Raw genomic sequence first — 22,761 nt, forward strand, 5'->3', positions numbered from 1 at the left:
CTAATCAGGGATTATCCGGTGAAGTTCATAAAGCGATTATTCATATTTACATTGATTTGCATGATTCTTGGAGTCAGTACAATTTTCGGGTTTTATTTTTACGTAAAACCAGAGTTGCCTGATGTTGCCACTTTGCGCGACGTAGAACTCCAAACGCCGATGCAAGTCTTCAGTCAAGACGGTAAGCTGATCTCTCAATTTGGTGAAAAGCGTCGTAATCCAGTCACTTATGACGAGATTCCTCGCCACTTAGTTGAGGCTCTGATTGCCACCGAAGATAGCCGTTTCTATGAACACCCAGGTATTGACCCAATCGGTATCACACGTGCAGCACTCGTGGTTGCAATGTCGGGTTCAGCCAAACAAGGTGCTAGTACCATTACTCAGCAGCTTGCGCGTAACTTCTTCTTATCTAATGAGAAAAAGATTATGCGTAAGATCAAAGAGATCTTCATTGCGATCCACATTGAGCAACTTCTTAGTAAAGAAGAGATCATGGAGCTTTACGTCAACAAGATCTTCCTTGGTCACCGTTCGTATGGTTTTGGCGCGGCAGCACGTGTTTACTTCGGTAAAGATCTTCCTGATCTCACGCTGAGTGAAATTGCGACCCTTGCGGGTATGCCAAAAGCACCTTCGACAATGAACCCTATTTACTCTGTTGAGCGCGCGACTAACCGTCGTAACGTTGTATTGCGTCGTATGTTAGACGAGAAATACATCACTCAAGCAGAGTTCGATGACGCTCGTAGCGAAGAGCTTATCTCGAAATACCACGGTGCAGAGATCGAACTGAGCGCGCCATATGTTGCTGAAGTTGCACGTGCTTGGATGGTGGAACGCTATGGTGAAGAAGCTTATACATCAGGCATGAAGGTCTACACGACCGTTGATTCGAAACTGCAAAAAGCAGCGAACCAAGCCGCAATTAAGAACCTACTTGGCTACGATGAGCGTCACGGCTACCGTGGTGCTGAAAAAGTATTGTGGCAGACTGCGCAATCAGCGTGGGATCAAGGACAAATCGTTAAACACCTTAAGTCTCAACCAACCTATGGTGACCTAGTCCCTGCTGTTGTTACCGCGGTTGATTCGAAAAGTGCTCAAATTTGGGTTAAGAACCAAGGTGAAGGCACTATCGAATGGCAAGGCATGAACTGGGCGCGTAAATTCCTAACGGATAACCGCCAAGGACCAGCGCCTTCTCAAGCGAAAGAAATTCTGGCGGTTGGTGAACAAATCTGGGTTCGCCATGAAGCCGTTACCGGCGATGAAGTCTCTGAAGAGCCGACAGAAGAGTCAGCGACTGCAGAATCAGAAACACCGATTGTATGGCGACTAAGCCAAGTACCGAATGCGAACACAGCATTTGTTGCAATGAACCCGAACAACGGCGCGGTATTGTCGATGGTCGGTGGCTTTAACTTTGTCCACAACAAGTTCAACCGTGCAACGCAATCTATTCGTCAGGTGGGTTCTGGTATCAAACCCTTTATCTACTCAGCAGCGATTGAGAAAGGCTTAACGCTAGCCTCACTGATCAACGATGCACCGATTAACCAATGGGATAAGAGCCAAGGCACAGCATGGCGACCAAAGAACTCGCCACCGACTTATGTGGGTCCAACTCGTCTACGTATTGGCTTAGCTCAGTCTAAAAACGTAATGGCGGTACGTGTACTACGCGAAGTAGGCCTGGATGATACTCGTAACTACCTTACTCGATTTGGTTTTGATATTGACGAAGTACCGCGCTCTGAAACTATTGCGCTAGGTGCTGGTAGCTTAACGCCAATGAAAGTAGCGCAAGGTTACTCGGTATTCGCTAACGGTGGTTACTACGTTGAACCTTTCTACATCAGCCGCGTTGAGACTCCATTTGGCGAGACTGAGTTTGAAGCGACACCAAAAGTCGTCTGTAAAGAAGATTGCAAACAGACCATCACAGCCGATCCAATGGCGGATGAGTTTGCAGAGCAAGACGTGGATGCGAAAGTTCAATACGCACCTCAAGTTATCTCTGAGCAGAACGCATTCCTAGTTCGTGAAATGATGTACAGCAACATCTGGGGCGGCGGTGATTGGAGTGCGGGTACAGGTTGGAACGGTACAGGTTGGCGTGCACAACCACTGAAACGTCGTGATATTGGCGGCAAAACCGGTACGACTAACGACTCGAAAGATACTTGGTACAGCGGCTACGGCCCTGGCATGGTTGCAACGGTATGGGTTGGTTTTGATAACCACAACCGCAACCTAGGCAGAACCAAAGCGAACTCAAACCTTGGTAAGAACCAAATTACGGGTGCAGAAGCTGGCGCGAAAACAGCAGAACCTGCATGGGTTGATTTTATGGGTACTGCGTTAGCGGGTGTTCCTGCTGAACGTAAAGAGATTCCGGAGAACATCGTTCGTGTTCGTATCGACCGTGAAACTGGCTTATTGACTAATAAGTTCGATAGCTCATCAATGTTCGAGTACTTCGAGAAAGGCACTGAGCCAACCGAGTACATCACAGAACGTTTCAATGACGACATCTACTCAACCTCATCAGGTGAAGCAGTGGAAGAACTGTTCTAACTAGGGTTTGTTGAACCTAGTAACATGAACCAATAAAAAGGGTTGATATGCATTCATATCAACCCTTTTTTTATATCTATATCTGACCAGACTAGGCTCTAAACTCAAGCGCTAAGCCGTCTTTTCCAGTTGAGTGCGAATCGTCTCAGCCAATTGCTCAAAGCGACCTTTCAATGGAGAACCCGGACGGTAAGCCACGACAATTCTACGTGAAGGCGTTGGATTCACCGCAGGTACGTAACACACACCATCTTTCTGCTTCTCTTTCGGCACCGATAGCTGAGGAAGCAAGGTAATACCCGCCCCCGCCGCAACCATGTTACGCAGCGTTTCTAAGCTAGTCGCCTTAAAGCGCTCATCATCTTTGGCGCCCGCAGCAAAACAGAAACCCAAGGCTTGGTCTCTTAAACAGTGGCCGTCACCTAGCGCCAGTACGGTCTGTCCATTTAGCTGCAGCATATCGATCGTGTCTTGCTGAGCCCACTCATGGTCACACGGAACGGCGACACTTAATGGCTCGTCATACACATCAATCTCTTTGAACACCGCGGTTTCATCAACCGCAGCCAATACCAAGCAATCGAGCTTGCCATCTTCAAGCTGACTCACTAGCTGATGGGTCTGAGCTTCATGCAAGTAAAGCTCAAGATCTGGGAAGCTCTCTTTAAGATGAGGAACAATCTTAGGCAAGATGTAAGGACCCACGGTTGGAATGAAACCAATGTGCATTGGCCCCGTCATCGCCTCACCGTGGCCACTCGCCATATCTTTAAAGGTTTTCACTTCATTGAGAATACGCTTGGCTTGTTCAACAAGTTGTAACCCTGATTCTGTAAATATCACCTTCCTTGGACTACGCTCGGTTAACTGAAGTCCAATTTCATCTTCCAGCTTGCGTATTTGACCGCTTAGTGTCGGCTGACTGACAAAGCACGCTTCTGCCGCTTTTCGGAAGTGTTTATGCTCTGCGAGCGCCACCAAGTATTCAAAGTCACGAATGTTCATGATCAGTCTCTTACCTCAGGTTTTAATAAGAACAAGGGTTCTAACAGAAACATTTAAAAGAAAAATGCTCTTGATAGAATTTACCTATCAAAACCATAACATCAAACGATTAGAGCTATCAAAGGATTTATCTAATAATGGGCTCAACGAAACGAAACGAAACAGAGCGAAGAAAAACGTTAAGCTCTGATAGAACAAAATTAAAAATACTATTTAAGGAAATCAATATGTTTGCATCTAAAGAAGGTCAATCAATCCCTCAAGTAACATTCCCAACTCGCCAAGGTGATGCATGGGTTAACGTAACGACTGAAGAGCTTTTCAAAGACAAGACAGTTATCGTATTCAGCCTACCAGGTGCGTTTACTCCAACATGCTCTTCAAGCCACCTACCTCGTTACAACGAACTACATTCAGTGTTCAAAGAAAACGGCGTTGATGACATCCTTTGTGTTTCTGTAAACGACACGTTCGTAATGAACGCATGGAAAGCAGACCAAGAAGCGGAAAACATCACATTCATCCCTGATGGTAACGGTGATTTCACAGACGGCATGGGTATGCTAGTTGAGAAAAACGACATCGGCTTCGGCAAACGTTCATGGCGCTACAGCATGCTGGTTAAAAACGGCGTGGTAGAAAAAATGTTCATCGAAGAAGACGTACCAGGCGACCCGTTCAAGGTTTCTGATGCAGATACTATGCTTAACTACCTTGCTCCTGAGCACAAAGAGCAAGAGTCAATCACAGTATTCACTAAGCCAGGCTGTCCTTTCTGTATGAAAGCAAAACAGAACCTAATCGACAAAGGTCTGAACTACGAAGAAGTGGTTCTAGGTAAAGATGCAACAACAGTAAGCCTACGTGCAATCTCTGGTCGCACTACCGTTCCTCAAGTATTCATCGGTGGCAAACACATCGGTGGTAGTGAAGAACTAGAAACTTTCCTAGGCTAATCGCTTCATCGCCGATATAGGCTTAGAAGTATCAGCTAACCCACCCTCTTGTGGGTTAGCTATTCCAAACACTCTTATCTGAGTTTTGGGAAAAAGAATATAGCTGGTGACTCGCCTGTCTTTTACTAACCTATAGTTAGCAATAAAAGCAGAGTCACAAGCTAAATCTAATAAAACAGAATCACAAAACTGACCCGCAATCCTGACTCTCAAAAAATCATCAGAGTTGGAGGGGTTCGTTCAAACCAAATTTAGCCATTGCGAGAAAATTATTATGAAACAAGTCAATGTAGATGTAGCAGTTATCGGGGGCGGTACGGCAGGTCTAGGTTCTTACCGCGCTGCAAAAGCACACACTGACAGTGTCGTGATGATTGAAGGCGGCCCTTACGGTACTACCTGTGCTCGCGTTGGTTGTATGCCATCTAAACTGCTTATTGCAGCTGCAGAAAGCGTACACCAAATCGAGAAAGCTCCGGCTTTTGGCGTTCACCCACAAGGCGATATCGTGATTAACGGTCGTGAAGTGATGGAGCGAGTGAAGTTTGAGCGTGACCGTTTTGTTGGTTTTGTTTTAGAAGGCGTTGATGAAATCCCAGAGCAAGACAAGATCTCTGGTTACGCAAAATTCTTAGACGATAACACGCTACAAATTGATGACCACACGGTTGTCACCGCTAAACGTATTGTTATCGCGACCGGCTCTCGCCCTGCATACCCTGCCGTTTGGAATGAACTTGGTGACCGCCTGATCATTAACGACGACGTGTTCAGCTGGGATGATTTACCAGAATCGGTTGCGGTATTTGGCCCTGGTGTTATTGGTCTTGAGCTTGGTCAGTCACTGCACCGCTTAGGTGTGAAGACCAAACTGTTCGGTTTGGGTGGTCAAGTTGGCCCAGTAACTGATCCAGAGATCATGGCTTATGCAGATAAAGCTTTCAATGAAGAGTTCTATCTCGATGCCGACGTGAAAATCGAAAGCATGAAGCGCATTACCACTGAATCGGGTGAGCCACGTGTCGAAATCCAGTTCATCAATAAACAAGGTGAATTAGAAACTAACGTCGTTGAATACGTACTAGCAGCAACAGGTCGTCGCCCTAACACTGACAAGCTTGGCTTAGAGAATACCTCTCTAGAGCTTGATGAACGTGGTGTGCCAATCGCAGACCACTACACGCTACAAACATCACTACCATCAATATTTATCGCTGGTGATGCGAGTAACCAACTGCCTCTACTGCATGAAGCAGCAGACCAAGCTCGTATTGCGGGTGACAATGCAGGTCGCTTCCCAGAGATTCGTGCAGGCCTACGCCGCTCTAAAATCTCGGCAGTATTCTCTGACCCGCAAATCGCGATGGTTGGTGAAACCTACAAAGAGATCACCACACGCTTAGGCACATGTGGCTGTTTCGCAACGGGTGAAGTGTCTTTCGAAAACCAAGGTCGTTCACGAGTGATGCTTCGCAACAAAGGTATTCTGCACGTATACGGCGAGCAAGGCACAGGCCGCTTCCTTGGTGCTGAGATGATGGGACCAAACGCAGAACACTTGGCTCACTTATTAGCATGGGCACACCAGAACAAGATGACGGTTTCTGAGATGCTAGACATGCCGTTCTACCACCCAGTAATCGAAGAGGGTGTACGAACTGCCCTACGCGACCTGAATGCGAAACTGCACCTAGGTCCAGAGATGGTGAAACACTGTCTGGATTGTGGCCCGGGCTGTTAATCTCAGACTAGCGCCAGTCAATTAGCAGTTAACAAACGTTAGATACTAAAAAGGAAAGCCATTGGCTTTCCTTTTTGTTTTTGGCTTCGAGCATCGTCATTCCAGAACCGAGGGACGAGGTATCTGGAATCTCTTGAAGCAATTGCCGGTAGCTAAAGACTTAGCTATTACTTCTCAGCAGCAATCACAGAGATTTCAACAAGTAGCGCTTCGCGAGCCATATCGCCAGTCACACATGCGCGAGCTGGAGCGTGACCTTCTGGTACCCATGCATCCCAAACTGCGTTCATTTCTTGGAAATCTTTCATGTCTTTCAAGTAAATCGTTGCTGACAGCATGTGCTCTTTGTCGCTGCCTGCTTGCTCAAGTAGCGCTTCTACTTTATCTAGCATCGTCTGTGTTTGCTCAGTGATGTCTTTGGTTGCATCAGCACACACTTGGCCACATAGGTAGATAGTGCCGTTGTGTTTCACAATACGGCTCATGCGTTGTTTGGTGTCTTGGCGCTCAATCATCGACTTTCTCTCTCTGTGTCACCGTGATCCAATATCTTGTGACGTGTTATTATCAGGGCAACAAGCATAACGCGAATCAAACCCAAGATGACATGCATTCATTGCAATAAAAGTGAAAAAATCCGTAACAAACTCGGTCGCTGCCAGCGTTGCATGAATCAGCTGATGGTGTTGTCGATTTTGAGTTGGGGAGTATGGTGGCTGTTTTTCAGAGAAGACCCAAAAACCATCAATGCCATCGCGTTGATGATGGCCGCTTTCGCGTTCAGTGGCTTGCTGTCGTTGCATTGGGTCATGAAGTTTGTGGTGTTACCGTTAAAGGGCAAAAAACGTTAGCTGGAAGTCTTTATTGGATAAAGAGTAGTGATTAGAGACAGGGCTAAACAATCCGATAATTCATCATAATTTTCGAGCTATTGTCATTTCCCGAACAGCAGATAGAAAAAAGCCCCAGAACCAATCGATTCTAGGGCTTTCTTAGAAAATTCTAAGAAAAAGCAGTGGTACTTTAATAGACCGGGCTTTTCTTAGTTTGTTCCCAAAAAAGATCAGATTTTTGATCTTTTTTTTAGGAGCTATAAAATCAATGCCTTATGCAACATTAACCTTAGCAATTATCTGCTCTACCAAGTTCACTTCCAATGCCACTTCATCACACGCATGTTGACGAGGACACTGGTCACAATCTTTCAGTACCTTCTCAGGCAGCAGAGATTTCGATGTTGGTAAGAAATCATGCTTCATAAAGAACTCTGGAGTACGAGTCAGCACAAACACCTTCTTGATGGCCATTTGTCGCGCTTTCTCAACCAAGTGCTGCACAATTGCGGTACCCTGCCCTTGACCTTGCCAGCCAGCTTCGACACCCAGTGAACGGATTTCCGCTAGGCCAGAGTCATACACATAGAGTGATGCACAACCTGTCACCTCACCATGATGCTCTGCGACCGCAAACGAGCCAATATCACGCACCAGTTCATTACGAGAACGAGGTAGGTTTTCACCCATGTTCGCCCAGTAAGCGACCATACCTTCCAACGCTTCAATATCGGTCAGACGAGCAGGACGAACCTTGACGATGGACGTATCACGCTGTGATAAACGTTTCTCAGCTTGGTCAACCGCGTAAGCCACTTGCTGTGGAGATACACCGCCTAGCGCGCTACGTTTTTCAAGACACGATTCAATGGTCAGGATGTCATACACATCTTCCTCAATCACCTCAGAGAACTCTTTCATCTCTGCGATGGTTAATTCTTCTAATGCACAGCCTTTAGCAATCGCCGCCACTACCGTCACACCAACAATATGGTGAGCTTCACGGAAAGGAATCCCTTTCGCTACTAGGTAATCAGCCAATTCAGTTGAGTTCGCGTAGCCTTGTTTCGCGGCTTCAAGTGTACGTTCGCCGTTCACTTTAATGCCGTCAAAACAGAGTGCTGCCATTTCCATACAATCATTCCAAGTATCTAAAGCGTCGAACAGACCTTCTTTATCTTCTTGCATGTCTTTGTTGTACGCCAAAGGCAGAGCTTTTACTGTCATCATCATTGCCGCTAATGAACCGTAAACACGGCCAGTTTTGCCACGGATAAGCTCTAGCGCATCTGGGTTTTTCTTTTGTGGCATCAGAGATGAACCTGACGTCACGGTATCCGCTAACTCGATGAAGTTTGATTCACCTGAGTTATAGAAAATCATATCTTCTGCAAGACGCGAAAGGTGAAGCATAGAGATAGAAGCAATCGACATTAGCTCCATCACATGGTCGCGGTCAGAAACTGAATCTAGAGAGTTGCGCGTTGCACGACGGAAACCTAAGTTGTGAGCTAACTCTTCACGGTCCATCGGGTAAGCTGTTCCAGCAAGGGCACCAGAACCCAGCGGACATGTGTCTAGACGCTTAATCGCATCATTCAAACGTGAATAATCACGCTCAAGCATTTCAACGTAAGCCAAGCACCAGTGAGCAAAAGTTACCGGCTGAGCACGTTGTAAGTGAGTGTAGCCAGGAAGCACGGTTTCTTGATGCTGAGAAGCAACGTTCACCATTTGGCTTTGTAGGCGATCCAATGCCAGTAGCAGTTGGTTACCTTGCTGACGACACCATAGTTTCAGGTCTGTCGCCACTTGGTCGTTACGAGAACGGCCAGTGTGAAGTTTTTTGCCCAAGTCACCGACTTTGCCGATAAGTTGCTGCTCAACCCAGCTGTGAATATCTTCTGCATCAGAACGTAGAATCTGTTCAGGATCTTCCATCACCTCAAGTTTTAGCTCATTCAGCGCTAACTCAAGCTTCTGTTGCTCTTCTTCTGTTAATACGTTGACCGACAGTAGAGCTTTAGACCAGGCAATTGAGCCCACAATGTCTTGCTCAGCCAATCGGTAATCAAAACGAAGAGAATCGTTAAAATCTTTGAACCGGGTGTCTGCTGCTTGGGTAAATCTACCGCCCCATAATGCCATTGTGTATCTCCTAATTGCACAGTGCTCACTGTTTTTGCAAATGATAATTCTGATTAAGATTCAGTATTTTTCTGATGGTTTAAACTTACGGCAATTCAAAATGAAAATAAAGTATTAATTCATTATTTTCACATATTTATTCACCAACAGTTCAATCCATTGATTATTTTTAGCGTGGAGCGCGAATTATATGCCATCCGATAGGAAAAACCGAAGCTGATTTATTAGGCAAATAGAAAGTAAAAAGCCCACTCACTAATCAATAGTGAATGGGCTTTGCATAATAATGTCTGTTTACTAACCTTCAATCTTTCATCAAAGGCTAGCTCACTAACTCATTGTTAGGATTACTTTTGGCTATTCAAAGCACGGATACGGCTTGATAGCGAGTAAAGGCGGATGAAGCCTTCAGCATGGCTTTGGTCGTAAACTTCATCTTCACCAAAGGTTGCAAACTCTTCTGAGTACAGGCTGTTGTCAGAACGCTTCTGAGTCACCGTTGCATGGCCTTTGTAAAGCTTGATAACCACTTCACCATTCACGTCTTGTGCTAGCTCTTCTGTCGCGGCAAGGATTGACTTACATAGTGGAGTGAACCAACGACCATCGTATACAAGGTGAGAAGCCTTAACACCGAGCTCTTCACGGAATTCGAATGCCGCTTTATCAAGAACCAGTTGCTCTACTGCACGCAGTGCTTCCATCATGATTGTGCCACCCGGAGTTTCGTAACAACCACGAGACTTCATGCCAACAAGACGGTTCTCTACGATATCGATACGACCAACACCGTGCTTAGCACCTTTCTCGTTTAGGTAAACCAGTGCGTTGTATGGCGTCATTGTTTCGCCATCAACCGCAACCACTTCGCCTTTTTCAACTTTAAGCGTCACTGTTTCAGATTCGTTTGGCGCTTGCTCAGGGTCTACAGTCCAAGCCCAGCAATCTTCGTTAGGTGCATTCCATGTGTTTTCTAGAACGCCGCCTTCTGTTGAGATGTGCCATGCGTTTGCATCACGCGAGTAAATCTTAGTAAGAGAAGCCGTACAAGGGATGTTACGCTCAGCCAGGTAATCTAGACACTCTTCACGACTCACTAGATCCCATTCACGCCATGGTGCAATTACGTGTAGATCAGGTGCTAGTGCAGCAAATGCGCCTTCAAAACGAACTTGGTCATTACCTTTACCAGTACAGCCGTGACACAGTGCGTCTGCACCTACTTTACGTGCGACTTCAACCTGTGCTTTCGCGATGATTGGACGCGCCATCGACGTACCTAGTAGGTATTTACCTTCGTAGTAAGCGCCCGTTTTCAGCGTTGGGTAGATGTAGTCAGCAACCATCTCTTCTTTAAGGTCTGCGATGTAACACTCAGATGCACCAGAAGCTTTTGCTTTCTCTTCGATACCAATCAACTCTTCGTCGCCTTGACCAACATCCGCAACAAACGCAACCACTTCACAGTCATAGTTCTCTTTCAACCATGGAATGATTACTGATGTGTCTAGACCGCCAGAGTAGGCTACTACAACTTTCTTTACGTTAACTTTGCTCATTTTCTTTCTCCTAGTTTCCATACTGCACATGGCGGTCAGCGTTGGAAATGACTTCATAATTATATGTTTATTTAATTTGTCTAAATTCTTTAAGTAGTGACTCGTTGTGAGACCTACTGAGGTAAAAACTGTGTTCCTATGCTTTTACCTGAAAACAGTTGTGTTAGCTTTTCTGGGTATCGCCAAGTGGCAACTTCGATTGGTCGTCCAAGGTCGTTAGCGGCTTCTAGTGCAGCTTGAACCTTAACGATCATGCCGTCGGTAATCACTTTGCCGGCAATAAGGTCATCGGCTTGTTGTTGATTAAGGCTTGGAATGAGGTGGCCTTTGCCATCCAACACACCACTTACATCAGAAAGCAGTACCAGTTCAGCATCAAGTGCGCCCGCAACGGCAACCGCAGCTTGGTCGGCATTGACGTTCATCAGTTGACCTTGCTCAGTAAGACCAATTGAGCTAATGATTGGCAGTGCGCCCGCATTAAGAATCGCTTGCAGAACGGTTGAGTCGCCCGGCTCCGCTTTTCCTACCGCGCCCAGTTCAGGGTTCAGTTCGCTCACTTTGCATAAACCACCGTCTGCTAGGCTTAAACCAACGGCATTGATACCGTCTTTAATTGCCTGACCTTGAAGTAGTTTGTTGGCCGTGCCCGCTAGTGCACCAGCGATCACAGGGATCTGATCATAAGGAGTAACACGTAGCCCTTCTTTCTTAACGGTTTCTAGATTCAACTTATTCATCAAATCATCAACAAGGTAACCGCCACCGTGAACAATCACGATTGGTCGTTGTGCCTGTTGTTGGTAAGCAGAGATAGCACCAAATAACTTGCTAAGTGTTTCACCACAAGATAGCGCAGCGCCACCTAACTTTATGATTAATGGTTGATTATTAAGGCTCATATCTAGATTTCCTTACACTAACGCAGTTAATGGCGCAAAACCATAACGTAAATTCAAACACTGCATCGCTTGGCTAGATGCACCCTTTAATAAGTTATCAATCGCTGAAACAACGATGATGTGATGACCTTGAACCTTCCAACCTAAGTCGCAGAAAGGCGTCTGCTCTACATCTTGAATTCTTGGCAATGTCTCTTCGAGTAATCTCACCGCAGGTTTACCTTGGTAAGCTTGCTCGAAGGCATCTTGTATCTGTTGTTCTGTCACGCCTTCAGCCAATTTCATGGTAATGGTTGCCAAAATGCCACGCTTAAAGTTGCCGAGGTGCGGGGTAAAAATCACATCACATCCTAAATGTGCAGCCATTTCAGGTTGATGACGGTGATTGAATACACCATAAGCTTGCAAGCTCACTTCGCAGAAGCTGTTGACCATCGTCGCCTTGCGGCCTGCACCAGTCACACCGCTGGTTGCGTTAATCACTGGCCATTGGTTTTCATCCAGTAACTTGGCTTCAACCAAAGGTTTAATCGCCAGTTGTGATGCGGTTGGGTAACAACCCGCGACAGCGACAAGCTGAGCTTCTTTAATTTCTTGTTCGTTCCACTCAGCTAAACCGTAAGCCGCTTTGTCTAGCCATTGTTCGTGTTGATGTTCAAAACCGTAAAACTCTTGATAGAAGTTTTCGCCTTTAACTCTGAATGCACCCGATAGGTCGAAGACTTGGCAATCGTTCTCTAGAAAAATTGGCGCTAGGTCGTGACTGACTTCGTGTGCCGTTGCTAAGAAAATCACATCAGATTGTTTAGCTACTTCTTCCGGATTTGTTAAAGGTTGTACTGGCATATCAATCAAGCCAGCTAACTTACCGTGCAGTGCCGCAATAGGTTTACCTGCGTCTACACTATTGGCTGAGACATATAAACCTGATAGCGTGAGCTCAGGGTGTCTGTTTATCATTAGAGCCAGTTCTGCTCCTGTGTAGCCGCTTGCGCCAATGATCGTGGTTTTCAACATCTCAACACATCCATTTTTGAGGTAAGTTACATTTCAAATTTGACTATTCATACTTAATTTTTAGCTTTATTTGATTTCTTATGCATTAAATATGATTTAATATGTGTTTTACCGACTTATGGTTTTCCTGTCAATAGTAGAAGTGAAGTTATTATGCAATTACCGAGTTTTCTTGAGGTCTACAAAGGCCTAATTTCCACAGACTCTATTAGCTCGACCGATCCAAGCTGGGATCATGGCAACGAGAAAGTGATCGAAAAAATGGCTCAATGGTTTAAAGACGTAGGCTTTAGCGTTGAAGTCGTGGAAGTCGAACCCGGCAAGCATAATATGGTCGCTAAGATGGGATCGGGCGAAGGTGGCTTGCTACTCGCAGGACACAGCGACACAGTGCCATTTGATGAAGGACGTTGGAACTTCGACCCTCACGCACTAACAGAACACAACAATCGCTTCTATGGATTAGGCACAGCCGATATGAAAGGCTTTTTCGCTTTCGTTTATGAAGCGGCAAAGAAGATGGATTGGAGCAAACAGACCAAGCCGCTATATGTATTGGCAACCTGTGACGAAGAGACCACCATGCTGGGTGCGCGTCATTTCACTGAAAATGCACCGTTTAAACCGGATTACTGCATTATTGGTGAGCCAACCAGCCTTGTGCCGATTCGTGGCCATAAAGGCCATGTTGCTAACGCTGTGCGAGTAACGGGTAAATCAGGTCACTCTTCTGATCCTGCATTAGGTGTCAACGCCATCGAGATCATGCATGAAGTGTTGTTCGCTTTAATGCAACTGCGTGACAAGCTAGTCAAAGAGTATCACCACCCGGGTTTCGCAATTCCAAGCCCCACTCTAAACCTTGGCCATATCCACGGTGGCGACAGTGCCAACCGTATCTGTGGTTGCTGTGAGCTGCACTATGATGTGCGTCCTTTGCCAGGTATCAGCCTAGATGGCTTGGATAACATGCTGCGCAGCGCACTTAAAGAAGTAGAAGCAAAATGGCCGGGCAGAATTGAGATTACGCCACTGCACGAACCTATCCCGGGTTACGAGTGCCAACATGACCATCCATTTATCGGTGGCATGGAATCAGTTTGCGAAACTGAATCACAAACCGTGAACTACTGTACAGAAGCACCTTTCCTTCAAGAACTTTGCCCAACCTTAGTGCTGGGTCCAGGCTCAATCGACCAAGCTCACCAACCAGATGAGTTCCTAAGCTTCGATTTTATCGATCCAACGATTGATGTTCTGAGTAAGTCGATCCGCAAATATTGTTTCTAGTTATTACTTTTCTTCCAATATTTTCGTATAAAAGCTACCCGAAAAGGTGGCTTTTATTCTGTTATCCCAGACACAGCCTGATCTTGTAATTAAATTTCACTTTAATTCCGAACTATTGGGAAATTTACTTCTCCCGCATTTCGAAAACTAATAATTGCAAACTTAGAATGCTTTATTTGACTAGATACAGCACTTTTCGCTAGATTGTGTACTTAACAAGGAACAATGGATGTAATTTTTTTACGAGGCAGGATGACAATGAACGAGAAATACGCCGCTCTCAAGAGTAACGTAAGCATGCTGGGACGCTTGCTAGGTAACACAATCCAAGATGCACATGGTGACGTTATCTTAGAGAAAGTGGAGACTATCCGTAAACTTTCCAAATCCGCCCGCGCAGGCAACAAAGCTGACCGTGACAGCCTAGTTGAAGAAATCAAAAACCTGCCGAACGAACAACTCACTCCTGTTGCTCGTGCATTTAACCAATTTCTCAACCTCACCAACATGGCAGAGCAGTACCACACCATCTCTCGCCACTGTGAGGAGCATGTTTGTGAACCAGACGTGCTGCAATCTCTATTTTCCAAATTAAACCAGAATGACATCAGCAAGCTAGACGCGGCTCAAGCCGTTCGTGACCTGAACATTGAACTCGTTCTGACTGCACACCCAACAGAAATCACTCGTCGCACCATGATCAACAAGCTAGTTAAGATCAACGAGTGTCTGTCTAAATTAGAATTAAGCGACCTATCACACAAAGAGCGCGTGAAAACCGAACGCCGCCTAGAGCAACTGATCGCTCAAGGTTGGCACTCAGATGTGATTCGTCAACAACGCCCAACGCCACTTGATGAAGCTAAGTGGGGCTTTGCGGTTGTAGAAAACTCTCTATGGGAAGCCGTTCCTGACTTCCTACGTGAAATGGATGGCCGACTAAAAGGTTATCTTGGTGAAGGCCTGCCGATCGATGCACGCCCAGTACACTTCTCATCTTGGATGGGCGGTGACCGCGATGGCAACCCATTCGTAACGCACACCATCACTAAGGAAGTTCTGCGCCTATCTCGTTGGAAAGCTGCCGATCTTTACTTAGGCGACGTAAACGAGCTGATTACCGAACTGTCGATGACTAAGTGTAATGATGCCGTTCGTGAGCTAGCAGGTGATGAACACGAAGCTTACCGTGCAATCCTGAAGAACCTACGCACTCTACTGAACAACACGCTAGAAGTGCTGGATGCAAAATTGCATGACACAGAGGTTCCGAAGAAAGAAACACTACAGAACATCGAGCAACTTTGGACACCGCTTTACGCATGTTACCAATCGCTGCACGAATGTGGCATGGGCGTAATCGCAGACGGTTCTCTACTTGATACCTTGCGCCGCCTAAAAGCATTCGGTGTACACCTAGTGCGTCTCGATGTTCGTCAAGAAAGTACACGTCACTCAGATGTGCTGTCTGAACTGACTCGCTACCTAGGCATTGGCGACTACGACCAATGGAACGAGCAAGACAAGATTGCTTTCTTAACCAATGAATTAAGCTCTAAGCGTCCGCTTCTTCCTCGCGATTGGGAGCCATCTGAACAGGTTAAAGAGGTTTTAGACACCTGCAAGGTTATTGCTGCTCAACCTCGTGAAGCCTTCGGTGCTTACGTAATTTCTATGGCTCGTACTGCATCAGATGTACTGGCTGTTCACTTACTACTGCAAGAATGTGGCTGCCCATACCGCATGGACGTATGTCCGCTGTTCGAAACGCTAGACGACTTGAACAACTCAGAAGCAGTAATGAAACAGCTAATGAGCATCGACTTGTACCGTGGCTTTATCCAGAACCACCAAATGGTGATGATCGGATACTCTGACTCAGCGAAAGATGCGGGCGTAATGTCTGCAGGTTGGGCTCAATATGATGCAATGGACAAACTGGTTAAGGTTTGTGATGAAGAAGGCATTGAACTGACTCTATTCCACGGTCGTGGCGGTACGGTTGGTCGTGGTGGTGCTCCGGCGCACGCTGCTCTTCTTTCTCAGCCACCTAAGAGCTTGAAAGGCGGTTTACGTGTAACAGAGCAAGGCGAAATGATCCGCTTTAAACTTGGCTTACCAGACGTTGCTGTAAACAGCTTCAACCTTTACGCAAGCGCGATTCTAGAGGCGAACCTTCTGCCGCCACCTGAGCCAAAACAAGAGTGGCGCGACCTAATGGAAGTGCTATCTCAAGTATCTTGTGAGGCTTACCGCAACGTGGTTCGTGGCGAAGAGAAATTCGTACCTTACTTCCGTCAAGCGACACCTGAACTGGAGCTAGGTAAACTGCCTCTTGGCTCTCGCCCTGCGAAACGTAACCCGAACGGCGGCGTAGAAAGCCTGCGTGCGATTCCATGGATCTTCTCTTGGAGCCAAAACCGTTTGGTACTGCCTGCATGGTTAGGCGCTGGTGAAGCGATTCAGTACTCTGTAGATCAAGGCCATCAAGCCCTGCTCGAAGAGATGTGTCGCGAGTGGCCGTTCTTCTCTACCCGTCTCGGTATGTTGGAAATGGTGTACTCGAAGTGCAACATGGAAATCGCTAAGTACTACGACCAACGCCTTGTTGACGAAGAGCTATTACCATTAGGTGAGTTACTGCGTGAACAGCTGCAAAAAGACATCAAAGCCGTGCTAAATGTTGAGAACAACGAGAACCTAATGCAGAGCGACCCTTGGGGACTTGAGTCAATCCGCCTACGTAACATCTACGTTGAGCCACTAAACATGCTTCAAGCTGAACTGCTTTACCGTACTCGTAAGTGTGAAACACCACCAGCAGAGCTTGAAGAAGCGCTAATGGTGACGATTGCAGGCATTGCAGCAGGCATGCGAAACACTGGTTAATTAGTGATTCCTACCATTCAACGGACAAAAGGTCGCCTAGTGCGACCTTTTTATTTCACAAAATAAGCAATACTGAGTTTTTTGTCAGTTTTTTGGGTTATTTTGTCCATGTATTCTACTTTATGCTTATTATTTAGATATACTACTGCTCCGCTGCGGAAACACTCCAAAAAATAATCTGCAGCATCTTGACCAATAAACTGGTCAACCTAGGTGATAAACGGCTTTGTAAGGTGACATAACCAACCGATGAGTTGGTGCTACTTAGACATAACCAATATAACGTGCCATTAGAAGCACACTTGTTGTTTAAGTATTTGTTTACTGTTTACCATTTGGATTTCAGACATGTCATTACCACACGTAATTCTAACCGTTTTAAGTACACGCGATGCTACTGGTTACGATATCACAAAAGAATTCTCCGCAAGCATTGGTTACTTCTGGAAAGCTAGCCATCAACAAGTTTACCGCGAGCTAAATAAAATGGCTCAGAACGACCAGGTAACTTGCGTGCTTGAGCCTCAAGAAGGCAAACCTGATCGTAAAGTTTACTCTATCACTGATGCTGGCCGTGGCGCGCTAGGTGAATGGTTTGAACAACCAACTGCACACCCAACCGTTCGTGACGAGTTCTCAGCTAAGCTAATGGCTTGTGCTGTACAACCTTCTGACGCTTACCGTGTACAACTTGCTGAGCTAGTAGAAGAGTCTCGCAAACTGGTTTCTCACTACCGTGAAATCGAAGCAGCTTACTACGCAACGCCATCGACACTAGACAAGCAAGCACGCCTTGAGCGTCTAACACTTCGTCGTAACCTACTTATCCGTGAAGCATGGATTGTATGGGCTGAAGAAGTACTGCTTGAACTTGGCGCTCTAGCTTAAGTTAAGCTAGAAAAGCAAAAGGCTTGAACTCTATGAGTCCAAGCCTTTTTTGTATCTATAGGATTTGAAATGTTACTGCCAGAGGCTTTTTACAAGTGCTTAGGCTTTACTTCTTAGACTTTTCTTACAGCGCAGCGACTTGCGGACGAACACCTAGCGTATGGCAAAGTGCATAAGTCATTTCTGCACGGTTTAGCGTGTAGAAGTGGAAATCTTTCACACCTTCACGGCTCAGTGTACGAACCATATCAATTGCTTGGCTAGCACCAACAAGCTGACGAGTCGTTGGATCATCATCCAAACCTTCAAACTGCTTCGCCATCCAGCCCGGTACTTTTACGTTGTTCATCGCAGCAAAGCGAGATGCTTGCTTGAAGTTAGAAACCGGCAGAATGCCCGGTACAATCTCAACATCAACGCCAGCCGCTACACAGCGGTCACGAAAGCGTAGGTAGCTCTCTACATCAAAGAAGAACTGAGTGATGGCACGGTTGGCACCCGCATCCACTTTACGCTTTAGGTTAATAAGATCAGATTGAGCGCTTTTTGCTTCAGGGTGAACCTCAGGGAATGCCGCTACTGAGATATCAAAATCGTGGCGAGATTTAAGTAGCTCGACTAGGTCAGATGCGTACATCTCTGGCGCGCCGCCGCCTGCTGGAATATCACCACGTAGCGCAACAATACTCTCGATACCATTTGCCCAGTAATCGTCGGCAATTTGAATCAGCTCTTCACGGCTTGCATCAATACACGTTAGGTGCGGTGCAGCCACTAGGCCGGTTTGGTTTTTAATTTCTTTAATGATTGAGTGGGTACGGTCACGTTCACCCGAGTTTGCACCGTAAGTTACCGATACAAATTTTGGTTGAAGTGTTTTAAGGCGGTGAACAGAGTTCCACAGGGTCTCTTCCATCTTCTCACTGCTCGGTGGAAAAAACTCAAATGACACATTGATGTTGTCAGAAAGCTCAGCGATATTCTGATTTAAAGCGTCGATATGACTAGCGTGTGTGTATCCCATCTTACTCTCCCTGTGGCAAAAGCAACCACTAAAAACTCAAATCCTTAAACGACGTTTAGACGTCTATATGTCTGTAGAATGTATTGAATACGATTTAATGTCAACAGATCCATTATGAATTTTTCTCAAGTAGATCGTGAGTAAAACTCAAGTCGTTAGATGGGTCGCAAAGCAGAAATAATGTAGAAAAAAGGCTGAAAAACACATCGTGCTTTCAGCCTTATTTATCTTAGTGAATAGTATGCCATTTACGTACTAAAACAATTGATCTGAGTTTCAAACCAACCGATATGAGTATCAGAACAGACTAGACATTCTGTTTAGATCAGATTGAATTGCACCTGCCGTTACTTCACGACCGGCACCTGGACCACGAATAACCAATGGATTATCTTTGTACCATTTGCTCTCAATCGCAAAGATGTTGTCGCAAGGCAACAAGTTCGCCAGAGCATGTTCTTTAGACAGTGCTTCAACGCCTACGGTTGCCTTACCGTTCTTCTCCAAACGCGCTACGTAACGCAGAACTTTCTGTTGAGAGTGCGCTTTCTCTAAACGCTCAGCCAGCTCTTCGCTCAGTACAGAAGCTTTGTCGAAGAAGTCATCCACAGATAGATCTTGTAGCTCTGCAGGTACGAGCGATTCCACTTTTACGTTTTCAGGTTCGATATCCAAACCAGATTCACGCGCCAGAATCACCAGCTTACGCATCACGTCTGAGCCATCTAGGTCAGCACGAGGGTCAGGTTCCGTAAGGCCTTGTTGCCATGCTAAGTCAACCAACTCGCTGAACGGCACGGTGCCATCAAACTGTTGGAACAACCAAGACAACGTGCCCGAGAAAATGCCAGACAACGCAATGATGTCATCGCCACTTTCACGTAGGTCACGTACCGTGTGGTTAATCGGCAATCCAGCACCCACTGTCGCGTTGTACAACCAATGACGGCTGATCTTAGCGAAAGCATCTTGTACTTGATGGTAATACTCGCTCGATGCAGAACCTGCCACCTTGTTCGCCGAGATTAGGTGAATACCTTGTTGTGCGATTTGCAGATACTTTGCTGCAAGCACTGGGCTCGCAGTCACATCCAGAACCACTGCTTCGTCATAACCTTGAATAGAGCCCAAACGCTCTAACCAGTCGTTACCATTGTTAGCAATAGCTTCGTCGTCAAAGCGCTTACCTACCGAAGTCGCATCAATGCCTTGATCGTCGAACCAATAGGTTTGGCTATCAACCACGGCAACCAATTCAAAGTTCATTCCACGGCGCTTTTCAAGTTCCGCTTTTTGCTCAGCAAACAGGCTTAACCAGCTTGAACCAATGTTGCCCTTACCACACAAGGCAATCGCAACACGCTTCTGCGCTTGGAACAATTGAGAGTGAATGCCTTTCACTAGACTTGATGTTTCACTCTTACGAATCACAGCCACCAAGCTTAAGCCTGAGTTCGCTTCTGAGATGAACTCAACCGGCGAGCTCTTAAGCTGCTGGTAGAAACCGTAGCAATGGTTAGGGTTCTTAGTCACACCCGCACCCACAGCAGCAATCAGAGAGAAACCTTCTTTTAGCTTAATCTCAGCTTCAATCGCATGGTCTTGGAGATATTCTAATGCACCACCAGCGATCTCTTCTGTGTAGGCAAGACGCAAACAGTGTTGATCCGGTTCAAGCTCATAAGCAAGCGGCTCAAGTTGAGCACGCTTAAGCCCTTCAAGCACTTCACTCTCTAGACGGTCGAAATCATGGCCGTGACCAAAGGTCAGTTGCACGATAAGCACTTCATCCAAAGAGGTAATGATTTTTGCGCCACGACCCGATGCCAGTACACGCTCGATCTGTGTAGAGCCCGCCTCCGGCTGATAGCTGCAGCGTAAGCTGAGATCCATAGCACTTTGAGCCACAGGCTGTAGCGTTCGGCTGTGAAGCACTGGAGCGGCAAGACGAGCCAATTCGCTGGCTTCATCAAGGCGAAGTAGAGGCAATAGACACGCATCTGAAACCAGACGAGGGTCAGCGCTGTAAACGCCTGCCACATCACTCCAAATCGTCACGCGTTCAACTTCAGCCAAAGCACCAATCACGGTTGCTGAGTAATCCGAACCGTTACGGCCAAGCAATACCGTTTCACCCTGGCAGTTCTGAGCCATAAAGCCCGTAATCACCACGCGGCAATGTGCATGCTGCGCCAAGGCTTCTTTGATCAGAGGGTAAGAACGTGCGCGGTCGACTTCAGGCTGAGCGCCCACTTCTGCACGTAAAAAAGCACGCGCATCTTGAGCAACGGCTTGTAAATCATGCAGGCACAACAAAGCCGCGAGTATACGTGAAGACCAAACCTCACCGTGTCCAAGCACTTTTGCTTTTTGTGCTTCGCTCAAGGGAGCCGTTAGCTCACCCAAAGCGGTAAATTCTTGTTGAATGGTTGAAGTAAGTTGTGCGGCTGATTCACCCTCAAGCAGTGCTTCAATCAGATCGAGTTGGAACTGACGAAGTGCTTGTAGGCATTCATGGGCAATACGACCATCTTTGTCGAGCGCTTCAACAAATTCAATCAAACGGTTGGTTGTTTTGCCTGCTGCCGATACCACCACCAAATCAGATGCTGATGAGTATTCTCTAAGAATGTTGACCACGCGTTGGTAACATTCAGGATTCGCTAAACTGCTGCCACCAAATTTATGTAGCTGGCGAAAGGTTGCCATTATTAACCCTCCCCTTCAGCGATAAAGCGCTGTGTTCTTTCAAACGCTTGCTTGAGGTCATCGATTAGGTCTTCTGCATCTTCAAGGCCAACAGATAGACGCAGTAGTTGCTGAGAAACACCCGCTTCTGCTAAGGCTTCTTCACCCATCGCGCGGTGAGTCATCGACGCAGGGTGACAAATCAGGCTTTCAACACCGCCCAATGATTCTGCCAAAGAAAACAGCTCTAACTTATCAACAAAGTATTTAAGCGCCTCGAATGAGCCCGCAAACTCAAAACTGAGCATGGAACCAAAGCCCGATTGCTGTTTCTTCGCGATATCATGACCCGGATGTTCAGGAAGGCTTGGGTGGTAAATAGTGCCAACAAGATCTTGTTGCTGCAGAGACGCTAGAATTTCACGTGAGCTTTCTTCGTGAACTCGCATACGCGCACCTAGCGTACGAATACCACGTAAAGTCATGTAGCTATCAAATGGTGTGCCGGTCGCACCAATACAGTTGCCCCACCATGCTAACTCTTCAGCGTGTTCTTCTGTCTTAGTGACCACAACGCCACCAATAACATCTGAGTGTCCATTGATGTACTTAGTGGTTGAGTGGATAACAAAATCAGCACCCAGCTCTAAAGGCTTTTGGAACACAGGTGTCAAAAACGTGTTGTCGACAGCAACCAGAGCACCAACCTCTTTCGCTTTACGGCAAGTTTCTGCAATATCAACCACGCGAACCAGTGGATTCGATGGGGTTTCAATTAAGATCAACTTTGGCTTAAGTGCGAGCGCCGCATCCAGCGCTGCTTGATCCGATTGATCAACGAACAGAACTTTGAAGTCACCTTTTAGCGAGCGAGTGTTAAACAGACGGTAAGTACCGCCGTAGCAATCGTGCGGTGCAATAATAAGATCATCGCCGCCTAAGAAAGCCGAAACCCATAAGTTAAGCGCCGAAGTACCACAGTTAGTCACAACCGCGCCTTTGCCTGATTCAAGCTCAAACAGTGCCGTCTCTAATAAACCGCGGTTTGGGTTACCAGAACGGGTGTAATCGTACTTTGGCACTTCACCAAAAGCGGGAAACCCATAGTTAGTCGAAAGATAAATGGGTGGGACAACGGCATGGTGTTGCGTGTCTGACTCGATACCAGTACGTACTGCGATTGTTGCTGGCTTCCGGCTGCTCATAGGTGCTTCCTTACAAGTTTTGCGTCTGAGAATCAC

17 protein-coding genes are annotated in these 22,761 nt (G+C 46.4%); 8 read left to right on the plus strand and 9 right to left on the minus strand.

All coding sequences use genetic code 11. From position 1 onward, the window contains the following. Positions 1-18: 18 nt before the first annotated feature. Complete coding sequence (locus AB4512_RS01065) at positions 19-2,580, plus strand: penicillin-binding protein 1A (RefSeq protein ID WP_372174178.1); 2,562 nt, start codon at positions 19-21, stop codon at positions 2,578-2,580. A gap of 111 nt (positions 2,581-2,691) precedes the next feature. Here the strand turns inward: AB4512_RS01065 and oxyR are convergent, their stop codons facing one another. Further along, on the minus strand, positions 2,692-3,585 hold the full coding sequence (oxyR, locus tag AB4512_RS01070) for a DNA-binding transcriptional regulator OxyR (RefSeq protein WP_102433305.1): 894 nt from the start codon (positions 3,583-3,585) through the stop codon (positions 2,692-2,694). Here oxyR and AB4512_RS01075 point away from each other — a divergent pair. The 3 genes from AB4512_RS01075 to AB4512_RS01085 all read left to right on the plus strand — a co-directional run bounded on the left by AB4512_RS01075 (position 3,584) and on the right by AB4512_RS01085 (position 6,282). Continuing rightward, positions 3,584-3,775, plus strand: a complete 192-nt coding sequence (locus AB4512_RS01075) for a hypothetical protein (protein ID WP_372174180.1) — start codon at positions 3,584-3,586, stop codon at positions 3,773-3,775. The genes oxyR and AB4512_RS01075 overlap by 2 nt on opposite strands. 37 nt (positions 3,776-3,812) lie before the next feature. Beyond that, positions 3,813-4,541, plus strand: a complete 729-nt coding sequence (locus AB4512_RS01080) for a glutathione peroxidase (protein ID WP_017061133.1) — start codon at positions 3,813-3,815, stop codon at positions 4,539-4,541. Between the two features lie 274 nt (positions 4,542-4,815). Then, positions 4,816-6,282, plus strand: a complete 1,467-nt coding sequence (locus AB4512_RS01085) for a dihydrolipoyl dehydrogenase (RefSeq protein ID WP_102370803.1) — start codon at positions 4,816-4,818, stop codon at positions 6,280-6,282. Between the two features lie 167 nt (positions 6,283-6,449). On the opposite strand, the gene AB4512_RS01090 is transcribed toward AB4512_RS01085, so the two are convergent. Then, entirely contained in the window at positions 6,450-6,797 is a 348-nt protein-coding gene (locus AB4512_RS01090; RefSeq protein ID WP_102370802.1) for a RidA family protein, read from the minus strand. An 87-nt stretch (positions 6,798-6,884) separates the two neighbouring features. Here AB4512_RS01090 and AB4512_RS01095 point away from each other — a divergent pair, with 87 nt between their 5' ends. Next, the gene (locus AB4512_RS01095) at positions 6,885-7,133 is read left to right on the plus strand and encodes a DUF3624 domain-containing protein (RefSeq protein ID WP_029235423.1); all 249 of its coding nucleotides are present in this window, start codon (positions 6,885-6,887) and stop codon (positions 7,131-7,133) included. Between the two features lie 255 nt (positions 7,134-7,388). Here the strand turns inward: AB4512_RS01095 and argH are convergent, their stop codons facing one another. From argH to argC, 4 genes are all read right to left on the minus strand, one after another. Further along, positions 7,389-9,263 (minus strand): argininosuccinate lyase, encoded by a 1,875-nt coding sequence (gene argH, locus AB4512_RS01100; RefSeq protein WP_017061136.1) that lies wholly within the window; start codon positions 9,261-9,263, stop codon positions 7,389-7,391. Positions 9,264-9,610: 347 nt separating this feature from the next. Continuing rightward, positions 9,611-10,822: an argininosuccinate synthase gene (locus tag AB4512_RS01105; RefSeq protein WP_017061137.1), complete on the minus strand. Its 1,212-nt coding sequence runs from the start codon at positions 10,820-10,822 to the stop codon at positions 9,611-9,613. 113 nt (positions 10,823-10,935) lie between these two features. Beyond that, positions 10,936-11,724 (minus strand): acetylglutamate kinase, encoded by a 789-nt coding sequence (gene argB, locus AB4512_RS01110; protein WP_017063686.1) that lies wholly within the window; start codon positions 11,722-11,724, stop codon positions 10,936-10,938. Between the two features lie 12 nt (positions 11,725-11,736). Beyond that, positions 11,737-12,741, minus strand: a complete 1,005-nt coding sequence (gene argC, locus AB4512_RS01115; protein ID WP_017061139.1) for an N-acetyl-gamma-glutamyl-phosphate reductase — start codon at positions 12,739-12,741, stop codon at positions 11,737-11,739. A 153-nt stretch (positions 12,742-12,894) separates the two neighbouring features. On the opposite strand from argC, the gene argE reads away from it, so the two are divergent. The 3 genes from argE (at position 12,895) to AB4512_RS01130 (ending at position 17,808) form a co-directional block, all read left to right on the plus strand. Then, entirely contained in the window at positions 12,895-14,031 is a 1,137-nt protein-coding gene (gene argE, locus AB4512_RS01120) for an acetylornithine deacetylase (RefSeq protein WP_009848891.1), read from the plus strand. Between the two features lie 252 nt (positions 14,032-14,283). Next, positions 14,284-16,920 carry a phosphoenolpyruvate carboxylase gene (ppc, locus tag AB4512_RS01125; RefSeq protein WP_170791819.1) on the plus strand — a complete coding sequence of 879 codons (2,637 nt, stop codon included), beginning with the start codon at positions 14,284-14,286 and terminating at the stop codon, positions 16,918-16,920. A gap of 348 nt (positions 16,921-17,268) precedes the next feature. Further along, on the plus strand, positions 17,269-17,808 hold the full coding sequence (locus tag AB4512_RS01130) for a PadR family transcriptional regulator (RefSeq protein WP_017061141.1): 540 nt from the start codon (positions 17,269-17,271) through the stop codon (positions 17,806-17,808). Between the two features lie 124 nt (positions 17,809-17,932). On the opposite strand, the gene metF is transcribed toward AB4512_RS01130, so the two are convergent. The 3 genes from metF to AB4512_RS01145 form a co-directional block, all read right to left on the minus strand. Then, a complete protein-coding gene (gene metF / locus AB4512_RS01135) occupies positions 17,933-18,832 on the minus strand; it encodes a methylenetetrahydrofolate reductase (protein ID WP_004729683.1) in 900 nt (299 codons plus the stop codon). Positions 18,833-19,129: 297 nt separating this feature from the next. Beyond that, complete coding sequence (locus AB4512_RS01140; RefSeq protein ID WP_372174182.1) at positions 19,130-21,541, minus strand: bifunctional aspartate kinase/homoserine dehydrogenase II; 2,412 nt, start codon at positions 21,539-21,541, stop codon at positions 19,130-19,132. Between the two features lie 2 nt (positions 21,542-21,543). Next, positions 21,544-22,725, minus strand: coding sequence for an O-succinylhomoserine (thiol)-lyase (locus AB4512_RS01145; RefSeq protein ID WP_017063681.1), 1,182 nt, complete (start codon positions 22,723-22,725; stop codon positions 21,544-21,546). Between the last annotated feature and the right edge of the window lie 36 nt (positions 22,726-22,761).

The organism is Vibrio sp. 10N.222.52.B7 (genome assembly GCF_041474275.1).
Taxonomy (GTDB): domain Bacteria; phylum Pseudomonadota; class Gammaproteobacteria; order Enterobacterales; family Vibrionaceae; genus Vibrio; species Vibrio crassostreae_C.

Coding starts and splice junctions, on each gene's coding strand:
- AB4512_RS01075 (WP_372174180.1), top strand. CDS start 3,584: ATGATCAGTCTCTTACCTCAGGTTTTAATAAGAACAAGGGTTCTAACA.
- oxyR (WP_102433305.1), bottom strand. CDS start 3,585: ATGAACATTCGTGACTTTGAATACTTGGTGGCGCTCGCAGAGCATAAA.
- AB4512_RS01080 (WP_017061133.1), top strand. CDS start 3,813: ATGTTTGCATCTAAAGAAGGTCAATCAATCCCTCAAGTAACATTCCCA.
- AB4512_RS01085 (WP_102370803.1), top strand. CDS start 4,816: ATGAAACAAGTCAATGTAGATGTAGCAGTTATCGGGGGCGGTACGGCA.
- AB4512_RS01090 (WP_102370802.1), bottom strand. CDS start 6,797: ATGATTGAGCGCCAAGACACCAAACAACGCATGAGCCGTATTGTGAAA.
- AB4512_RS01095 (WP_029235423.1), top strand. CDS start 6,885: ATGACATGCATTCATTGCAATAAAAGTGAAAAAATCCGTAACAAACTC.
- argH (WP_017061136.1), bottom strand. CDS start 9,263: ATGGCATTATGGGGCGGTAGATTTACCCAAGCAGCAGACACCCGGTTC.
- AB4512_RS01105 (WP_017061137.1), bottom strand. CDS start 10,822: ATGAGCAAAGTTAACGTAAAGAAAGTTGTAGTAGCCTACTCTGGCGGT.
- argB (WP_017063686.1), bottom strand. CDS start 11,724: ATGAGCCTTAATAATCAACCATTAATCATAAAGTTAGGTGGCGCTGCG.
- argC (WP_017061139.1), bottom strand. CDS start 12,741: ATGTTGAAAACCACGATCATTGGCGCAAGCGGCTACACAGGAGCAGAA.
- argE (WP_009848891.1), top strand. CDS start 12,895: ATGCAATTACCGAGTTTTCTTGAGGTCTACAAAGGCCTAATTTCCACA.
- ppc (WP_170791819.1), top strand. CDS start 14,284: ATGACAATGAACGAGAAATACGCCGCTCTCAAGAGTAACGTAAGCATG.
- AB4512_RS01130 (WP_017061141.1), top strand. CDS start 17,269: ATGTCATTACCACACGTAATTCTAACCGTTTTAAGTACACGCGATGCT.
- metF (WP_004729683.1), bottom strand. CDS start 18,832: ATGGGATACACACACGCTAGTCATATCGACGCTTTAAATCAGAATATC.
- AB4512_RS01140 (WP_372174182.1), bottom strand. CDS start 21,541: ATGGCAACCTTTCGCCAGCTACATAAATTTGGTGGCAGCAGTTTAGCG.
- AB4512_RS01145 (WP_017063681.1), bottom strand. CDS start 22,725: ATGAGCAGCCGGAAGCCAGCAACAATCGCAGTACGTACTGGTATCGAG.